Annotated in this window: 15 protein-coding genes and 1 tRNA gene; 5 read left to right on the plus strand and 11 right to left on the minus strand. The window is 67.7% G+C overall.

Features of this window, described 5'->3' with window-relative positions:
* The 4 genes from AC1RNQ_RS13445 to AC1RNQ_RS13460 all read right to left on the minus strand — a co-directional run bounded on the left by AC1RNQ_RS13445 (position 1) and on the right by AC1RNQ_RS13460 (position 4,532).
* Positions 1-870 (minus strand): DUF8616 domain-containing protein, encoded by an 870-nt coding sequence (locus tag AC1RNQ_RS13445; RefSeq protein WP_493171665.1) that lies wholly within the window; start codon positions 868-870, stop codon positions 1-3.
* A 26-nt stretch (positions 871-896) separates the two neighbouring features.
* Entirely contained in the window at positions 897-2,378 is a 1,482-nt protein-coding gene (gatA, locus tag AC1RNQ_RS13450; RefSeq protein WP_493171667.1) for an Asp-tRNA(Asn)/Glu-tRNA(Gln) amidotransferase subunit GatA, read from the minus strand.
* Positions 2,378-2,680 (minus strand): Asp-tRNA(Asn)/Glu-tRNA(Gln) amidotransferase subunit GatC, encoded by a 303-nt coding sequence (gene gatC, locus AC1RNQ_RS13455; RefSeq protein WP_493171668.1) that lies wholly within the window; start codon positions 2,678-2,680, stop codon positions 2,378-2,380. Before gatC ends, gatA begins: the two co-directional genes overlap by 1 nt.
* A 73-nt stretch (positions 2,681-2,753) precedes the next feature.
* The gene (locus tag AC1RNQ_RS13460) at positions 2,754-4,532 is read right to left on the minus strand and encodes a DUF4153 domain-containing protein (protein ID WP_493171669.1); all 1,779 of its coding nucleotides are present in this window, start codon (positions 4,530-4,532) and stop codon (positions 2,754-2,756) included.
* 195 nt (positions 4,533-4,727) lie between these two features.
* Here AC1RNQ_RS13460 and AC1RNQ_RS13465 point away from each other — a divergent pair, with 195 nt between their 5' ends.
* Positions 4,728-6,029, plus strand: coding sequence for a DUF3089 domain-containing protein (locus AC1RNQ_RS13465; RefSeq protein WP_493171671.1), 1,302 nt, complete (start codon positions 4,728-4,730; stop codon positions 6,027-6,029).
* A gap of 118 nt (positions 6,030-6,147) precedes the next feature.
* Positions 6,148-6,606, plus strand: a complete 459-nt coding sequence (gene ruvX, locus AC1RNQ_RS13470) for a Holliday junction resolvase RuvX (RefSeq protein ID WP_493171672.1) — start codon at positions 6,148-6,150, stop codon at positions 6,604-6,606.
* A gap of 1 nt (position 6,607) precedes the next feature.
* Here ruvX and AC1RNQ_RS13475 read toward each other — a convergent pair whose 3' ends face one another.
* Entirely contained in the window at positions 6,608-8,047 is a 1,440-nt protein-coding gene (locus tag AC1RNQ_RS13475) for a hypothetical protein (protein WP_493171673.1), read from the minus strand.
* 119 nt (positions 8,048-8,166) lie between these two features.
* On the opposite strand from AC1RNQ_RS13475, the gene AC1RNQ_RS13480 reads away from it, so the two are divergent.
* Both AC1RNQ_RS13480 and AC1RNQ_RS13485 read left to right on the plus strand, forming a co-directional pair.
* Positions 8,167-9,162, plus strand: a complete 996-nt coding sequence (locus tag AC1RNQ_RS13480) for an aspartate carbamoyltransferase catalytic subunit (RefSeq protein ID WP_493171674.1) — start codon at positions 8,167-8,169, stop codon at positions 9,160-9,162.
* On the plus strand, positions 9,153-10,367 hold the full coding sequence (locus AC1RNQ_RS13485; RefSeq protein ID WP_493171676.1) for a dihydroorotase: 1,215 nt from the start codon (positions 9,153-9,155) through the stop codon (positions 10,365-10,367). The genes AC1RNQ_RS13480 and AC1RNQ_RS13485 overlap by 10 nt, the downstream gene beginning before the upstream one ends.
* Before the next feature lie 144 nt (positions 10,368-10,511).
* Here the strand turns inward: AC1RNQ_RS13485 and aptA are convergent, their stop codons facing one another.
* The 3 genes from aptA to AC1RNQ_RS13500 form a co-directional block, all read right to left on the minus strand.
* The gene (aptA, locus tag AC1RNQ_RS13490) at positions 10,512-11,828 is read right to left on the minus strand and encodes an omega-aminotransferase AptA (RefSeq protein WP_493171678.1); all 1,317 of its coding nucleotides are present in this window, start codon (positions 11,826-11,828) and stop codon (positions 10,512-10,514) included.
* 42 nt (positions 11,829-11,870) lie between these two features.
* Entirely contained in the window at positions 11,871-12,809 is a 939-nt protein-coding gene (locus AC1RNQ_RS13495) for a DUF808 domain-containing protein (protein WP_493171679.1), read from the minus strand.
* A 76-nt stretch (positions 12,810-12,885) separates the two neighbouring features.
* Complete coding sequence (locus tag AC1RNQ_RS13500) at positions 12,886-13,857, minus strand: glucokinase (RefSeq protein WP_493171681.1); 972 nt, start codon at positions 13,855-13,857, stop codon at positions 12,886-12,888.
* Between the two features lie 145 nt (positions 13,858-14,002).
* On the opposite strand from AC1RNQ_RS13500, the gene AC1RNQ_RS13505 reads away from it, so the two are divergent.
* Entirely contained in the window at positions 14,003-14,857 is an 855-nt protein-coding gene (locus AC1RNQ_RS13505) for a class I SAM-dependent methyltransferase (RefSeq protein ID WP_493171683.1), read from the plus strand.
* Positions 14,858-15,158: 301 nt separating this feature from the next.
* Here the strand turns inward: AC1RNQ_RS13505 and AC1RNQ_RS13510 are convergent.
* The 3 genes from AC1RNQ_RS13510 to AC1RNQ_RS13520 form a co-directional block, all read right to left on the minus strand.
* Positions 15,159-15,235, minus strand: a tRNA-Arg gene (locus tag AC1RNQ_RS13510).
* A gap of 44 nt (positions 15,236-15,279) precedes the next feature.
* Complete coding sequence (locus AC1RNQ_RS13515) at positions 15,280-15,807, minus strand: DUF1254 domain-containing protein (protein WP_493171685.1); 528 nt, start codon at positions 15,805-15,807, stop codon at positions 15,280-15,282.
* Between the two features lies 1 nt (position 15,808).
* The gene (locus AC1RNQ_RS13520) at positions 15,809-16,384 is read right to left on the minus strand and encodes a DUF1214 domain-containing protein (RefSeq protein WP_493171687.1); all 576 of its coding nucleotides are present in this window, start codon (positions 16,382-16,384) and stop codon (positions 15,809-15,811) included.
* Positions 16,385-16,388 lie beyond the last annotated feature (4 nt).

Below are 16,388 nucleotides of genomic sequence, written 5' to 3' on the forward strand. Positions count from 1 at the left end.
TCATCCACCATAATATGCTCGCAAATCGGAGCCGGCAAAGCGCTTTGCAACCAGCTCCTCCATGATTTTCCCGGCGCTCGCTACCTTCGCGGCATCGCCCGATTCCAGATATTCATAGGCGAGGTTATACCGCGCCACATCATGCCCCAGATCGGCCGCCTTGGTCAGCCATCGCATCGCGGTGCCCCGGTCGCGGCGCGCAATCCAATGATATTGATACAGGCGAAAAGCCGCAGCGCCATCACCGGTCGCCGTCGCTTCGAGCCGCTCGATTTCGTCGCGGTACAAGCCGTATGCAACCGCCACCGACAGAGCGCTCGCCGGATTGATCGACTGGCCCGGCCGCGCACAGAACATCATCATGAGGCTGCTGCCCAGCGCGAAACCTGACGGCGCCGACCGCCCGACGTCGTGCCCCGCCGCCTCGGGATAAACCGGCTGGTTGCCGCACATCATCGCACCGCCGCTCAGGAAATAGGCGTCGCCGCTGCATCCCTCGACACGGACATCCAGCGCGTCGCCAAGCGCCTTGGCATAGGATGGATCGCCCGACGCGCTGTCGCTAACGCCAAGCTCCACGCGTTTGCGCTTTTTCCCCGAAAAGCTGGGCGCGCCCGCGATCATGCGCGCCATTTCCTTCGGGTGAACCGCCCGCCCCTCGCTGTCGAACAGGCGTCCCAAGCTCCCCGTAGCGCCGATCGAGAAGGCGTAGTCGGGGTTCCATTTGTCGGCATTTGCGCTCAGCAATGCGACCATGTCGGCGGTCGCAGCCCGGTTGATCGGGTCGGCATGGTCGACACAGTCGATCGCGGAGGCCTTGCCCTCCTTGGCCAAGGCGAAACCCGGCGAAAGCAAGGCTCCGCCAGCCATTATCGCGGCAAAGAGGATATGGCGGGTTACCACCACTTCTCCGCCCGCGCCGTGAACCCGACGCGTTCCTCTATCGCGAGACCAGCGTTCAGCACGCCCTGCTCGTCGAATGCCTTGCCGATGATCTGCAGCCCCAGCGGCAGTCCTTCGCGGTTCAGCGCCGCGGGGACTGACATCGCGGGCAGCCCCGCAAGGCTCGCGGGCACCGCGAACACGTCGTTCAGATACATCGCCAGCGGATCGGCCGTCTTTTCGCCCAGCCCGAACGCCGCCGACGGCGCGGTCGGCGCGAGGATCACGTCGCACATCCCGAACGCCGCTTCGAAATCGCGCGCGATCAGCGTCCGCACCTTCTGCGCCTGCGTGTAGTATGCATCGTAGAAGCCCGCCGACAACACATAGGTGCCGATCATGATGCGGCGCTTGACCTCGGGCCCGAAGCCGTCGGCGCGGGTCGCGGCATACATGTCCTGCAAGCCCGCCCCGTTCGGCAGGTCGCGCAAACCATAGCGCACACCGTCATAGCGCGCGAGGTTCGACGAGGCTTCGGCGGGCGCGATGATATAATAGGCCGGCAGCGCATATTTGGTGTGCGGCAGGCTGATCTCGACGACCGCGGCCCCTGCATCCTTCAGCATCGCGATCCCCGCATCCCACATCGCGTCGATGTCGGGATCGATGCCTTCCAGGCGATACTCCCTAGGAATACCGACCGTCTTGCCCTTGAGATCGCTCGACAAAGCCGCCTCCCAATTGGGCACTGCCATATCAAGGCTCGTCGCGTCCTTCGGATCGAAGCCCGCCATATTTTCGAGCATGATCGCGCAGTCGCGCACGTCGCGTGCCATCGGACCCGCCTGGTCGAGCGAACTGGCAAACGCCACGATGCCCCAGCGCGAGCAGCGGCCATAGGTCGGCTTGATCCCGCTGATGCCCACGAACGCCGCGGGCTGGCGGATCGAGCCGCCGGTGTCGGTCCCCGTCGCCGCAGGGCACAGCCGCGCCGCGATCGCGGTCGAACTACCGCCCGACGATCCACCCGGCGCGAGCGCGGCATTGCCGCCGTCCTTGCGCTTCCACGGGCTGATGACATTGCCGAAATAGCTCGTCTCATTCGACGACCCCATCGCGAACTGGTCGAGGTTGAGCTTGCCGAGCATGCCGCAACCCGCGTCCCACAATTTCTGCGAAACCGTGGACTCATAGCGCGGCACAAAGCCTTCGAGGATGTGGCTCGCCGCGGTCGTCTGGACGCCGTTCGTCGCGAACAGGTCCTTCATCCCGATCGGCACGCCCGACAAGGGCTTCAGCGTTCCCGCCGCACGGTCGGCATCGGCCTGCTTCGCGGCCGCGAGCGCATGCTCGGGCGTCTCGACGATGAATGCATTCAGCGCTTTCGCGCCCGCAACATTGGCGTTGAACGCTTCGGCGACCTCGACGGCGCTGAAATCACCCGCGCGATGCCCGTCGCGGATCTGCGCGACAGTCAGATTCGTAAGATCGGTCATTATTCGATCACCTTCGGCACGCCGAAGAAGCCGTGCATCGCCGCCGGCGCGTTCGCCAGCACATCGTCGCGGCGGCCGCCGCCGGTCAGCGGATCGGCATCGACAACATCGTCGCGCAGCCGCAACTGGTTCGGGATCACCGCGGTCATCGGCTCGACCCCGGTCACGTCGACCTCGCCGAGTTGCTCGACCCAGCCCAAAATGCCGTTCAATTCGCCTTCCATCGCGGCGGCTTCCGCATCGCTGATCGCGATGCGCGCCAGCGACGCGATTTTCCTTACCGTTGCCTGATCGATTGCCATTCATCTTGCCTTTGCGGGAGAAGCTGGGCCGCTAGCATCCTCCCCCGCCCGCTTCAAGGCAGGCGCGCGATAATCACTCGAAATCCTCGCCGACGGGCTTGCCGTTGACGAAGACCTGCCGCCGCTGGATCGGCCGCACCTCGATCACCGCCTTCTCGACCGCATCGCTCGCGGGGTCCCCGGCGACGCCGTCGCCCGAAAAGCCCTGATAATCTTCCTCCCACGCCGCGGTCTTCGGATCGCGCGCGAACAGGATGACATTGTTGCCGCGCGCCACCACCACCAGCTGGTCGGCGCCGAGCACATAGGCCGCGCAGGGCGAGGTCCGGCACTGCCCGCGCTCGTCGATCGCCGTATAGGCATCATCCGGCAGCACTTGCCCCGCCGGCAGCACGCGCAGCTTTTCGCGGAGCGGCTTCGCGCCATAGCTCACCTCGGCCGCGTCGACGACCTCGCCCGGCGCGTTCAGATCCCAGCGGCTCTTCGCCGCGAGCGCCCATTTCGCCATCTCGGCGCGCGCCTTGTCGGGCGATTTTGCCATGTCGGCGAGCGCCTTGCGCCCCGCGGGGCCGAAATCGAACGCCATCGCCGCCCAGTCGAACACCTGTCCGCGCGGCGTCCCCTGCTTCAGCCGCGCGAGCTGGTCGCGCGTCGAAATCGCGCCGAAATCCATCACCGGCAGCGCGAGGAGCAAAGCGAGCAGCATCAGCCCGATCGCCAATTTCTGCTGCAATGGCCGCAGCAGATCGTCGAAATCGAGCCGCCCGCGCACCACCGACCACAGCCCCGCCGCGCCATAGGCCAGCGCAACCATCGCCGCGACCGCGCCCCACAGTCGCTCAGGGGTCCAGCCGTACTGGATCACGCGCAAATGCATCGAATAAAAGGCGATCACCGCCAGCGGCAGCACCGCCGCGACCAGCACCGCCGCCGCACCATGCAGGAAACGGTTGCCCGAACGCTCCTCGCGCCCGTTGCCGATCACCGCATTGGCGAGCAGCACCGCGAACGCCGCCGCGGCCATCATCAGCGCCGCGGTCGAAAAGCCCGAATCCCACAGCGGCGTCAGCCCGGTGCCGAGCAGCGACAGCAGGAACAGCGCCACCGCGGCCGCCAGCACCGGCGCCAGCACCGCGAGCACGATCATCACGAGTTTCTGGAGAGTCGCGACCAGCTTGTCGCGCTCGCGCAGCAGCCCCACCGCGCCGCCGAACGCCGCGCCCGCGAGCATCCACGGGAACCAGCCGGTCTCGAACATCTCCATGATCAGCCGGATCCCGATCAGCTCGAACATCGACCCGATCAGCAGCACGAGCAGGAAACTGAGCCCGGTGAAGGCCAGCCCCGCGGCGCCGATCACCGCGTCGGTCCACGCATGGCTGTGCAGCCGGTCGTACGGCATCTGCCACAGTTTCCAGAAGCGCCAGTCGGGCGCGACGTCGCGCCGCGTCTGGAACAAAGGCGCCGCGATCAGCACCGCGAGCAACCCCGACCAGAAGGGCCATTCGAAGGGCGACGCGTTGATATTATACCCCGCCGAGGTCCACACGATCAGCGCGATCACCGCGCCCCAGATCAGGGCAAAACCCAGCGCCCAATGCCAGCGCCGCCGCTCGACTCCGAGCACAAAGACCAGGGTCGACACGGTGACGAAGGCCGCGAACGCATTGCGGCCAGGGGCAAGGTTCGGCGCGTATCGCCAGTCGATCGTCAGGTGAAAGGCGAGCCCCGCGAGCGCGCAGATCGCCGCCATGATCCACGGCCGCAGCGGCCAGGGCGCGTCGCTTTCGTCGAGCCGGTGCGAGCGAGGGGGCGAATCGGGCGCGGGCGCGCTTGCGGATGTGTCGGTCATGCCCCACATCTGGGCTTGTTAAAGCGGCGCATGCAAGCCAGATAACGCCCGGTTTCCCGCTCGTGTCGAGCGAAGTCGAGACACTCCGGCGTTCATGCGCGGCCGACGGGCGTCTCGACTTCGCTCGACACAAATGGGTAAAGGGGCGAATAACCAGACCGCCTCCCACCTCTCCCCGCCCCCATGGAGCCCCCATTGGCCCGCAAATTCCTCTACATCATCGCCGCGATCATCCTGATCATCTTCGGCTTCGGCGTCGCGTACCAGCTCAATCCGGGCTGGTTCGGCCGCGTCGCCTTCGTCCCCAGCGCCAAATTCACGCCACAGGCGGCGATCGCGCCCAACGCCTATGATGATCCCAAGATGTGGATCGCGCGCCCGGGGATGGAGAACGACCCCGCCGACTGGCGCCCCGTAGCCGAAGGCGCCAAGCCGGTCGCGCCCGACAGCGCCAAGGCCGCGACCGACAAGCTGATCCCGCCCGCCAACGCCGCCACCGCAGCTGCACCGGCTGCCGAGGCGCCCCCGAAGGGCGATGCCGCGATCTTCTTCGTCCACCCGACCAGCTATTACAGCAAGGCCAGCTGGAACGCCCCGCTCGACGACCGCGACGCCAATTACCGCGCCGACCTGTTCGTGCGCGGCATGGCGAGCGCCTTCGGCGACGCCGGCGAGGTGTGGGTGCCGCGCTACCGACAGGCGACGCTTGGCGCCTTCCTCGCCACCGACCGCGTCACCGCGGGCAAGGCGATCGACGCCGCCTATCGCGACGTCGAGCAGGCCTTCGATGCGTTTCTCGCGGCGCAGCCCAAGAACAAGCCGATCATCCTCGCGGGCCACAGCCAGGGCGCCCTCCACCTCACCACCCTGCTCAAGAACAGGATCGCGGGCACGCCGCTCGCGAAGCGCATCGCCGCCGCCTATGTCATCGGCTGGCCGATCAGCCTCGACACCGACATGACCGCCCTCGGCCTGCCCGCGTGCGAAACGCCCGAACAAAAGGGCTGCATCCTCGGCTGGGCGAGCTTCGCCGACCCCGCCGACCCCGAAATGGTGCTCGGCGCCTATGACGGCACGATCGGTTTCGACGGCCGCCCGCGCCGCGACACGCGCATGCTGTGCACCAACCCGCTCACCGGCATCCCCGACACCGCCGCGAAGCGCAGCGCCAACCTGGGCACGCTGAAGCCTGCCGAGGGGTTCAAGGGCGGCGTGCTCATTGCGGGTCGGATTGGCGCCAAATGCGACGACACGCGCGGCCTGCTGATGATCGGCAGCGCCGAGATCGCCAAGGACTATGCGCCCGAATACGTGCTGCCCGGCAATAATTATCATGTCTTCGACATCACCCTCTTCTGGGCCAACATCCGCGCCGACGCGCTGCGCCGGCTCGCGGCCTATGAGGGCAAGCCGTCGCCGGTCCCGCCGGCGGCGCCGCCGTTGCCGGCAACTGCAACGCCCAAGGCGGCTCCGGCAACCGAAAAGACCAAGTCCTGACCTGAAGGACCCAACCCCAATTCCGTTCGTGTCGAGCGAAGTCGAGACACGCTTGGGGCGCGCAAGGCTTCACCGCGTCTCGACTTCGCTCGACACGAACGGGTAGAGAGGGCGCGACATGATCACCACTGCCGCCCCCGATTTCGCCGCCGCGCTTCCCAACGGCGGCCGCCTGATGGGCCTCGATGTCGGCACCAAGACGATCGGAGTCGCCTTCTGCGATGTGAACTGGAGCTTCGCGACCCCCGACAAGACGGTCATCCGCAAGAAATTCTCGGTCGACTTGGAGGCGCTCAAGGCGCTCATCGCGCAGCACGGCATTGCCGGCCTCGTCGTCGGCCTGCCCCTCAACATGGACGGCAGCGACAGCCCGCGGACCCAGTCGACCCGCGCCTTCGCGCGCAACCTCCTGCCGCTCGCCCTGCCGATCTTGCTGTGGGACGAACGCTGGTCGACCACCGCGGTCGAGCGCGCGATGATCGCCGCCGACGTGAGCCGGGCAAAACGCGCCGAACGCGTCGACAGCGCCGCCGCGGCCTTCATCCTCCAGGGCGCGATCGACGCGCTGGTGCGCTAGCCTATTCGGACTTCTCGCATTCGAAATCGTCGAGCGTGATGAAGGTATAGACCGAGACATCGTCTATGTCGGTCTTCATCTCGATCGAGACATCACCGCTGCACCCGTTGCATCCGATAATGAGCTGGGCGTCCGATTCATCGTCCTTATCCCCGACCACCTGCTCGTCGCCGTCGGCGTCGAAGGCGACAATGGCAAAATTGCAGCTCAGCTTGTGCGTAAAATCGGCCTCGCAGCCGTTGGGAACGGTGAGGCGGTCGACCGCGGCCGTGTCGTTGGCGTTTCCATTGCCGTCGAGTTCGATACGGACGGTTTCGGGCGCCGCCTGTTCATCGTCGATGTGCGTCTCGAAGGTAAAATCGAGCGCGCCGTTGGCCGGCCCGTCGCGGACGACGATGTTGATCCGCTGGTGAAAGCTGCAATCGCCCTTGCCGCAATCGCCATCCTCGCCATCGCCGTCTTCTCCCGACGCGCCATGCGTACCGCCGGTGCCACCCTCCATCACCTCATGCTCGCAGGGGACGCAGCGATAATGATAGAACCCGCTCAAGGCCACGCTGTCCTGTGCCTCGTTGGCGACGTTGATCGTCGTGCTCGCCTTGCCGCCCAACTTGATCCCGCCCACCGTGCCGCCGACATTCCCGCCCAGCGTAACCTTTTCGATCGACAGTTTACCCTCGATGCTCGCCGTCGCATCGACCTCAAGCACGATCTCGTCGGGCAGGTCGCCGGGCACCGCGTCAACCGACAGCGCGATCTGGAAGACGCCGCCGCCGGGCTGCAATTCGCCGCCCGAGCCGCGCGCGACGCATTTGCCGCCCACGTCGCGGCAGAAGACGGAGCCGGTGACGATATTGGACTCGTTGAACTGCCGCGCCGTGACGCTGAACCAGGGGATGCAGAAACCGATCGCCGATGCTGACACGATCACGCCCGTATCGGTCACCGAAACGACCCGGACCGCCAGGTTCCACTCATAATAGGTCGAGCCGATCCACCACGAGGTCCCGCTGCTTCCCTTTTTCTCGAGCGTGGCGAGGCTTCCCGATTGCCCGACGAGCTTGGGCTCGCAGCATTTCTCGCCTTTCGGCGCGCCCTCGCGCGCCGCGCCGCCGGCCCGGTCCGGGATGGCGTCCAGCGGCGGAACCGCGACGGGTTGGGCGGGCTGTATCGCGGGCCGCGTGACCATCGCCGCCATCGCGAGGCGCGCGACGATCGGCAACCCGAGCACGACGGCGTAGATCAGCAGATAGAGCTGCGACAGCCGCGATTCCGCCATCGTGGCGATGCTTCCGGCGATCGTCGGCACCGCAAAGGCGAGCGCGAGCCACAAGCCGGGCCAGGCGGCGCGCGCCGGCCGCCTTCGCGTCGCCAGCGCCAGATACAGCGCCGGCACGGCAAAGCTCAGGACAAACAACAGGTTGATCGTGGCTAGCGACATATCGAGGCCCCCCTCACCATCCGCTCACCCCTCGTTTTACCAGCTTTTCGGCCAATTTCCGAATCATATCGCCGCCGGCACTTGAGCTTGCCCGGCGCCGGCGCTAGACGGCCCCTTTAATGACAAGCGCAACCACCCGACCCGCCAGCGACTATCCGCCGGGCGGCGATGCCTTTCGCCATCGCCACCTGATCGGCATCGCCCAGCTGACCCCATGGGAGATCAGCTACGTCCTCGACGCCGCCGAAGAATGGGTCGAACTCAACCGCAGCGGCGCCGCGAAGCACGACGACCGGCTCGCGGGGCTGACGATCATCAACGCCTTTTTCGAAAACTCGACGCGCACCCTGCTGTCGTTCGAAATCGCCGGCAAGCGCCTCGGCGCCGACGTCGTCAACATGCACGCCGCGCAGTCGAGCGTGAAGAAGGGCGAGACGCTGATCGACACCGCGATGACATTGAACGCGATGCGCGCCGACGCGATGGTGATCCGCCATGCGTCGTCGGGCGCGGTGCAGCTCATCGCCGACAAGGTCGACTGCCCCGTGCTCAACGCGGGCGACGGCCGCCACGAGCATCCGACGCAGGCGCTGCTCGACGCGCTCACCATCCGCCGCCGCCTCGGCAAGGTCGAGGGCCTCACGATTGCCATCTGCGGCGACGTCCTCCACAGCCGCGTCGCGCGCTCGAACATCCTCGCGCTGACTTTGCTCGGCAACGAGGTGCGCATCGTCGCGCCGCCGACGCTCACCCCGCCCGCGATCGACCGCATGCACGTCGCGACCTACACCGACATGGATGAAGGCATCAGGGACGCCGACGTCGTGATGATGCTCCGCCTCCAGAATGAACGCATGGACGGTGCCTATCTGCCTAGCGCGCGCGAATATCACGCGCTCTATGGCCTCACCCCCAAGCGCCTCGAAAAGGCCAAGCCCGAGGCGATCGTCATGCACCCCGGCCCGATGAATCGGGGGGTGGAGATCGACAGCAGTGTTGCCGACGATCCAGCGCGCTCGACGATCACCGAGCAGGTCGAGATGGGGGTCGCGGTGCGCATGGCGTGCCTCGACATCCTGACGCGCCGCAAGCGGGGAGTCGCGGGATGGAACTGACCCCGCTCCTGATCGCGAACGCGCGCCTGCTCGGCGGCGAGACGGCGAGCCTGCTTGTCGTCCAAGGGCGCATCGCCGCGCTCAACCCGGCCGGAACCCAGGACAATGCCGAAACCGTCGACGCCAAGGGCCAGTGGCTCGCCCCCGGCATCATCGACCTCGGGGTCTTCGCGACCGACAAGCCCGCGTTCCACTTCGGCGGCATCACGCGCGCCGCGCTGATGCCCGACAGCGGCCCGCTCGACGGTGCCGGGCTGGTCGAGCGCGCCGCCAAAGGCGGCAAGCCCGACCTGTGGGTCCATCCCCTCGCCGCCGCCACGAAAGGCCTCGAAGGCAAGGAACTCGCCGAAATCGGCCTGATGAAGCAGGCGGGCGCGCGCGCCGTCGCGACCGGCCGCGGCCGCATCGCCGACGCGGGCGTGATGCGCCGCGTGCTCGCCTATGCCGCGTCGCTCGGGCTCACCGTCATCGCGCACGCCGAGGACGAGGGGCTGACCGCGGGCGCGGTCGCGACCGACGGCGAGATGGCGACGCGCCTCGGCCTTGCCTCGGCCCCCGCGATCGCCGAGGCGATGGCGATCGCGCGCGACCTTTGCCTCGTCGAGGAGGTCGGCGCGCCGATCCACTTCCGCCAGGTCACCACCGCGCGCGGACTCGACCTCATCCGCGCCGCCAAGGCGAAGGGCCTGCCCGTCACCTGCGGCATCACCCCCGCGCATCTTTTCCTCTCGGACACCGCGATCGGCGATTTCCGCACCTTCGCGCGCCTGTCGCCGCCGCTGCGCAGCGAGGACGATCGCCACGCCTGCCTGACCGCGGTCGCCGACGGGACGATCGACGTACTCGCATCGGGCCACGACCCGCGCGGCCCAGAGGACAAGCGCCTGCCCTTTGCCGAGGCGCTGCCCGGCATGGCGGGCGCCGAGACCCTGCTCGCGATGGGGCTGCAACTCGTCCGCGACGGCCATGTCACCCCCGCGCGCCTCTTCGACCTGCTCGCCGCCAACCCGGCCAAGCTGCTCGGGGTCGCGGCGGGGCGGATCGAGCCGGGGCTCGAGGCCGACCTGATCCTGGTCGACGAGGGCACACCGTGGCAGGTCGATACCAAGAAGATGGCGGCCTGGGCGGGCAACACTCCCTTCGACGGCATGCCGGTGCAGGGCCGTGCGACGACGATGTGGAAGGGCGGGTTGCGGATACGGTAGGGGTGGCGGACTAATATGTTCCCCTCCCTCTTAGGGAGGGGTTAGGGGTGGGTAGCGAGCGCAGCGAGCAAGAAGAACAGAGCACCGCCTTTGGCGGTCACCCACCCCCGGCCCCTCCCTTGCAGGGAGGGGAGATAAGAAGCCTCACCCGATCCCCTCGACCAGCGCCCCCAGCATCTCGAACATCCGGTCGATCTCGGCCTTCTCGACGATCAGCGGCGGCGACAGCGCGATGATATCCCCTGTCGCGCGGACGAGCAGCCCCTCGTCGAAGCACGCGTGGAACAGCTCGGTTGCGCGCGCGGTGGGGGCGCCGGGGCGCGGTTCGAGCTCGATCCCGGCGACGAGACCGATGGTGCGGATATCGACGATATGCCGCCGCCCCTTCAGCGCATGCGCGGCATCCTCCCAATAGCCCGCAAGCTCGGCGGCGCGGTCGAACAGGCCCTCGCGCGCATAGAGGTCGAGCGTCGCGAGCCCCGCCGCGCTCGCGAGCGGGTGGCCCGAATAGGTATAGCCGTGGAACAGCTCGATCCCGCCCGCCACGCCGTCGACCACTGCGTCGTGCAGCTCGCGCTTCACCGCGACCGCGCCCATCGGCACCGCGGCGTTGGTCAGCCCCTTGGCCATGGTGATGATGTCGGGGATCACGCCCCACGCCGCGGCCGCGGTCGCGGCGCCGACGCGGCCGAAGGCGGTGATCACCTCGTCGAAGATCAGCAGGATGCCGTGGCGGTCGCAAATCTCGCGCAGCCGCTGCAGATAGCCTTGCGGAGGGATCAGCACCCCGGTCGAGCCCGCCATCGGTTCGACGATCACCGCGGCGATCGTCTCGGCACCATGCAGGTCGACGAGGCGCTGGAGATCGTCGGCGAGCTCGGCGCCGTGCGGCGGGAAGCCGCGCGCAAAGGCGTTGCCGGGTTGCCCGTGCGTATGGCGGATATGATCGGTCCCGGCGAGGCCCGGGCCGAAGGCGCAGCGGTTGTTGACGATCCCGCCCACGCCGATCCCGCCGAAGCCGGTGCCATGATAGCCGCGCTCGCGCCCGATCAGCCGGGTGCGGCTCCCCTGCCCCCGCGCGCGCTGCACCGCGAGCGCGATTTTCAGCGCCGTATCAACCGATTCGCTGCCGCTATTGGTAAAGAATATCCGGTCGAGCCCCCCGGGCATCAGCGCCGCCACGCGGCTCGCCAGCTCGAAGACGAGCGGATGGCCGAGCTGGAAGGTCGGCGCGAAATCGAGCGTGCGTGCCGTTTCGGCGATCGCCTCGGCGATCTCGGGGCGACAATGGCCCGCATTGCAGCACCACAGCCCCGCGGTGCCGTCGAGGATATCCCGCCCGTCGGCGCTGCGGTAATATATGCCGCTCGCCGACACGAGCTGGCGCGGGTTGGATTTATACGCCTTATTCGCCGTGAAGGGCATCCAGAAGGCCGCCAGCGGATCATTCTCGCCCTGCATGTCGATCTCCTAAGCCCCTCCCCTGAAGGGGAGGGGTTGAAATTAATGCGCCGCCTTCTTGCCCGGCAGCAGGTGCAGCGCCCCGACGATCACCCCGCCGAGCAGCAACCCGAAAATCCCCGCCCCGCCCGCGTTGATCAGCCATTCCCAAACGCTCGCGCCCGGCAGCCCGCCCGCGACCGCATGCGCGAAGTCGTGCAGCGCATGGCCCAGCCCGAGGATATGATAGCCATCGAGGCCGTGCAGGAAGATTTGCCCGCCGACCCATAGCATCGCCGCGGTGCCGATGAAGGCGAGCGCGGCGAGCAGCTTGGGCATCAAGGCGACCAGCCCGCGCCCGATCGCGCGGCCCGCGGCCGCCCTGCCCTTGCTCATGTGCAGCCCGATGTCGTCCATCTTCACGATCAGCCCGACGACGCCATAGACCGCGACCGTGATCGCCAGCGCGACGACGGCGAGCGTCGCGGCGCGCATGCCGAGCGGCTCGCCCAGCACTTCGTTGAGCGCGATGACCATGATTTCGGCCGACAGGATGAAGTCGGTGCGGATTGCGCCCTTCACCATCGCCTCTTCATGGTCCTTGTCGGCGACGATCGCGGCATCCTCGGCGAGCGTGGTCGTATCCTTCTGCAGCGAATGCAGGACTTTTTCGGCGCCTTCGAAGCAGAGATAGGCGCCGCCCACCATCAGCAGCGGGGTGATCGCCCATTGCGCCAGCGCCGACAGCAGCAGCAGCACCGGCAGGATCAGTATGATCTTGTTGAAGATCGACCCCTTGGCGATGCGCCAGATGATCGGCAGCTCGCGGTCGGGGGTGAAACCCGTCAGATAGCGCGGGGTCACCGCGGTGTCGTCGACGACGACCCCCGCCGCCTTCACCCCCGCCTTCGACGCCGCCGCACCGATATCGTCGATGCTCGCCGCCGCCACCTTGGCGATGGTCGCCACATCGTCGAGCAGCGCGAAAAGTCCTGAAGGCATGTGCGTAAGATCCCCAATGGCGTTTCATCTGCTCTATCGAGCCAAAAGCCCACGCGAAAGAGGATGTTGCGGTGCGTCAGGGATAAAGGCGCGCAAAGGCCGCCGCGGCGCCGAACAGACCCGGCTGCGGGTGGGTGATCAGCTTGACCGGCAGCGCCGCCATGAAGCCCTCGAAGCGCCCCTTTTCGACGAAGCGTTCGGGGAAGCCCGATTTGACGAGGCTGTCCTTGATGCGGAGGCCCAGCCCGCCCGCGATCACCACCCCGCTCGCGCCCTGCGCCAGCGCCAGGTCGCCCGACACGCTGCCGAGCGACAGGCAGAAGCGGTCGATCGCGGCGGCGGCGAGGCTGTCGGTGCCGCTGGTGCCGTTAGTCCAGATCGTCCGGTCGTCGAGCGGCGTCACCGCGCGCCCTTCCATCGCGGCGAGCGTCTCATAGATGTCGACGATGCCGGGGCCCGAGACGATGCGCTCGATCGACACGCGGCGGTGGCGCTTGCGGAGCCGCGCGAGGATCGCATCCTCGATGCTGTCGAGCGGCGCGAAGTCGATATGCCCGCCCTCGGTCGCCTGGACGCGGTACTCAGCGCCGTCGCGCCAGATATGCGCGACGCCGAGGCCCGTGCCGGGGCCGATCACGCTGATCGTCCCGCTGCCCGGCAGCGGAACGTCGGGGCCACAGAGCGTCTCGAAATAGCCGGGGTCGGCCTGCGCCACCGCATGGCCCACTGCCTCGAAATCATTGACAAGCACCGAACGATCGACGCCGAGCTTCTCGCCGATCAGCGCCGGGCGGATGATCCACGGATTGTTGGTGAAACGGATCACCTCGCCGCGTGTCGGCCCGGCGATCGCGATCGCGACGGCGCGGGGCAGCGTGCCGCCCTGCTGCTGGGCAAAATCCTCCCACGCGGTCTGGAAGCTCGCATGATCCTTGGTGTGCAGCGTCACCGCCTCGCCGAGCGCGACGCAGCGTCCGTTCGCCACCTCGGCGATCGCGAAACGCGCATGCGTGCCGCCGATGTCGACGGTGACGATCTTGTCGCTCATATCTCTCCCTTGCGCGGCCGCGCCTTATCCCGGACGCCAGACTGTCCCATGGCCCCGCAGCTGGCAACCAGGCATAGCTATGCGCGGGCTTGCCCGCCACGTCCGCATCGCGTAGTTGCGAATAATTCTCAATAAGGAAATCAAAATGGCAATAACTGGGCAGATATCCACGCACGAATGGGCCGGCGCCAGCGGCGACAATTGGGTCCTCCACCAGCAGCGGCTCGACCTGATGCTGGAGGCGTTCGGAAACGCCGCGATGGACGCCGCCGAGATCGCGCCGGGCGAGCGAATCCTCGACGTCGGTTGCGGCGCCGGCGCGACGAGCTTTGCCCTCGCCACCAGGACCGGCCCCGGTGGCCATGTGCTGGGGGTCGATATCTCGCCGCAACTCGTCGCACGCGCCGAGGCTGCGGCCCTCGCCGGAGCGCCGATCACCTTCCGCCTCGCCGATGCGGCGACCGCGGCGCTGCCGCCCGCGCGCTTCGACCTGCTCTTTTCGCGCTTCGGAGTGATGTTCTTCGACGATCCCGTCGCGGCGTTCGCGCATATGCGGCCGGCGCTGAAAAGGAACGGACGCCTCGCCTTCGTCTGCTGGCGCGCGGCGGCGGAAAACGACTGGGTACGCCTGCCTATAACGGCGATCCGCGACCTCGTGGCGCCGCCCGCGGTCGATCCGCTCGCCCCCGGGCCCTTCGCCTTCGCCGATCCGGAACGGGTCCGGGCGATCCTGTCGGCAGCGGGCTTTGCCGATATCGAGGTCGCGCCGTTCGACAAGGCGATCCCCTATGGCGAGGGCGCAACGCGCGCGGCGGCGATCGAGGATGCGCTGCAGCTCGCGCTCGCGGTCGGTCCGCTGTCGCGCGCGCTGGCGGGTCAGGCCGATGATGTGCGCGCCAAGGCGGTGGAGGCGGCGCGCGCCGCCTTCGCCGCACAGCCCGGCGAAACCTCGATCCTGATCGGCGGCGCCGCGTGGATCGTGACCGCCAGCGCCGGCTGAAAGAACGCGCGGATCGGCACAATCGGCGATTGCCGATCGGCATAATGACAATGCTGTAAACCGGCCGCGAATCACGCTATGAAGCGAGGGATCGCGGGAGCGGCCACGGACGTCTGCCTGGGGGGTATAACAGGCCCCGCGATCAACAACCGCGAGACGTTTCGGACGTATTGCCCGGGGTATTCATCCACTTGCATCGGGCCTCGCGGCCAAAACGGAAGCCGCCGACGCGGCCCGCCGGCGATTCGGCGCGAATCGTTCGGTGCCGAAAATCGGCCTCGTATCGCGTCGTCGAGGGAAATGGCGCACCCGGAACGATTCGAACGTCCGACCCCCAGATTCGTAGTCTGGTGCTCTATCCAGCTGAGCTACGGGTGCGTGGAGACGCGCCTTTAAGGGGGAGCGCGCGGGGGCGCAACCCCCTATTTCGGATTTGTGACCGGGGCGCAGGACGACTGCCGCCGCGCTGCGTCGAGCCGGGTGATTTCCCCCGGATCCTTGAGCAGCAGGCGGATCAGCGCGATGCCGCGGTCATGGCTTGTACGCACCACTTCGGCGCCCGCGGGCACCGCCTGCCCGTCGCGCGCGACGATGATTCGATAGGGCTTGCCGCCCGCCTGCACGTCGTTGCGCACGAAGATGACGTCGGTCGCCGCGTCGAAGATGCTGAGCGAGCTGTAGCGGCCCGGCACCGGGGTGACGTCGATCGCGAGCGGGCCGGCCGACAGGTCGTAGGGGCAGCTGGAATAGGCAAGGTCGGGGCTCGGCCGCACGATCGGCTGGCGCGCCGCGGTCGCCAGCGCGCCATAGGCCATGTGGTTGGTGCCCTCCTGCCCCAGCCGGTCCATCGCGACATTCATCAGGGCATAAGGCACATAGGAGATCGCCGCCCAGACCGTCGCCGCGGCGACGATCAGGCCGAAGATCAGCGGACCGAGCCAGGCGCGCATCTCAGCAGCCCTCCTTCACGAGGCGCGGGAGCACTGCCTTCTCGGGATCGGCGCGGAAGGCCGTGCCGGGATTGTACATGCGCAGCGTCAGGTGGAAGGGCTGGCCCTTGGTGCCGGGCAGCCACGCCCCTTCCGCGGGCTTGTCGGGCGAAATGGTCACGCGCCATTCGCCCTTGGCGCCCTGCGCAACATTGGCGCCGTTGACCGACCATTTGTTCGCCGCGTTGGCGACCATATAGCCCCTGGTGTCGTAGATGGTGACGCTCCACCAGCGGGCGTCGAGCGGGCTTCCCGACAGGCTGTAGCGGCAATTGCCGTCGAGTGCGGCGCCCGCAGCGTCGGTCTTCGCGGCCCAATAGACGGTTTCGGTTGCGGGCAGCGCGAGCAGGCCGCCGCGCGCCACGCGGGCGCGGGTCAGCGCGTCGGTCGCCTTGGTGCCGTAACCTAGCGAGGTCGACCACGGCCCGTTGACGATCGCGCCGCCACTGAAGCCGGCGCTGGTCAGCGACCAGGTGGCGCCGAGCCCCACCGCTATCCCGCCCACCAGAGTGATCGCATAGCGGTGCCAGCTCTTCATCGCG

It is taken from the genome of Sphingopyxis sp. GW821-FHT12F08 (genome assembly GCF_058806755.1).

What these genes read in the sequence shown, in the direction of transcription:
- AC1RNQ_RS13495 (WP_493171679.1), bottom strand. Translation starts at nt 12,809, where the DNA reads ATGCCTTCAGGACTTTTCGCGCTGCTCGACGATGTGGCGACCATCGCC.
- AC1RNQ_RS13500 (WP_493171681.1), bottom strand. Translation starts at nt 13,857, where the DNA reads ATGAGCGACAAGATCGTCACCGTCGACATCGGCGGCACGCATGCGCGT.
- gatA (WP_493171667.1), bottom strand. Translation starts at nt 2,378, where the DNA reads ATGACCGATCTTACGAATCTGACTGTCGCGCAGATCCGCGACGGGCAT.
- AC1RNQ_RS13515 (WP_493171685.1), bottom strand. Translation starts at nt 15,807, where the DNA reads ATGCGCGCCTGGCTCGGTCCGCTGATCTTCGGCCTGATCGTCGCCGCG.
- AC1RNQ_RS13460 (WP_493171669.1), bottom strand. Translation starts at nt 4,532, where the DNA reads ATGACCGACACATCCGCAAGCGCGCCCGCGCCCGATTCGCCCCCTCGC.
- AC1RNQ_RS13520 (WP_493171687.1), bottom strand. Translation starts at nt 16,384, where the DNA reads ATGAAGAGCTGGCACCGCTATGCGATCACTCTGGTGGGCGGGATAGCG.
- ruvX (WP_493171672.1), top strand. Translation starts at nt 6,148, where the DNA reads ATGATCACCACTGCCGCCCCCGATTTCGCCGCCGCGCTTCCCAACGGC.
- gatC (WP_493171668.1), bottom strand. Translation starts at nt 2,680, where the DNA reads ATGGCAATCGATCAGGCAACGGTAAGGAAAATCGCGTCGCTGGCGCGC.
- AC1RNQ_RS13505 (WP_493171683.1), top strand. Translation starts at nt 14,003, where the DNA reads ATGGCAATAACTGGGCAGATATCCACGCACGAATGGGCCGGCGCCAGC.
- aptA (WP_493171678.1), bottom strand. Translation starts at nt 11,828, where the DNA reads ATGCAGGGCGAGAATGATCCGCTGGCGGCCTTCTGGATGCCCTTCACG.
- AC1RNQ_RS13485 (WP_493171676.1), top strand. Translation starts at nt 9,153, where the DNA reads ATGGAACTGACCCCGCTCCTGATCGCGAACGCGCGCCTGCTCGGCGGC.
- AC1RNQ_RS13480 (WP_493171674.1), top strand. Translation starts at nt 8,167, where the DNA reads ATGACAAGCGCAACCACCCGACCCGCCAGCGACTATCCGCCGGGCGGC.
- AC1RNQ_RS13445 (WP_493171665.1), bottom strand. Translation starts at nt 870, where the DNA reads ATGGCTGGCGGAGCCTTGCTTTCGCCGGGTTTCGCCTTGGCCAAGGAG.
- AC1RNQ_RS13475 (WP_493171673.1), bottom strand. Translation starts at nt 8,047, where the DNA reads ATGTCGCTAGCCACGATCAACCTGTTGTTTGTCCTGAGCTTTGCCGTG.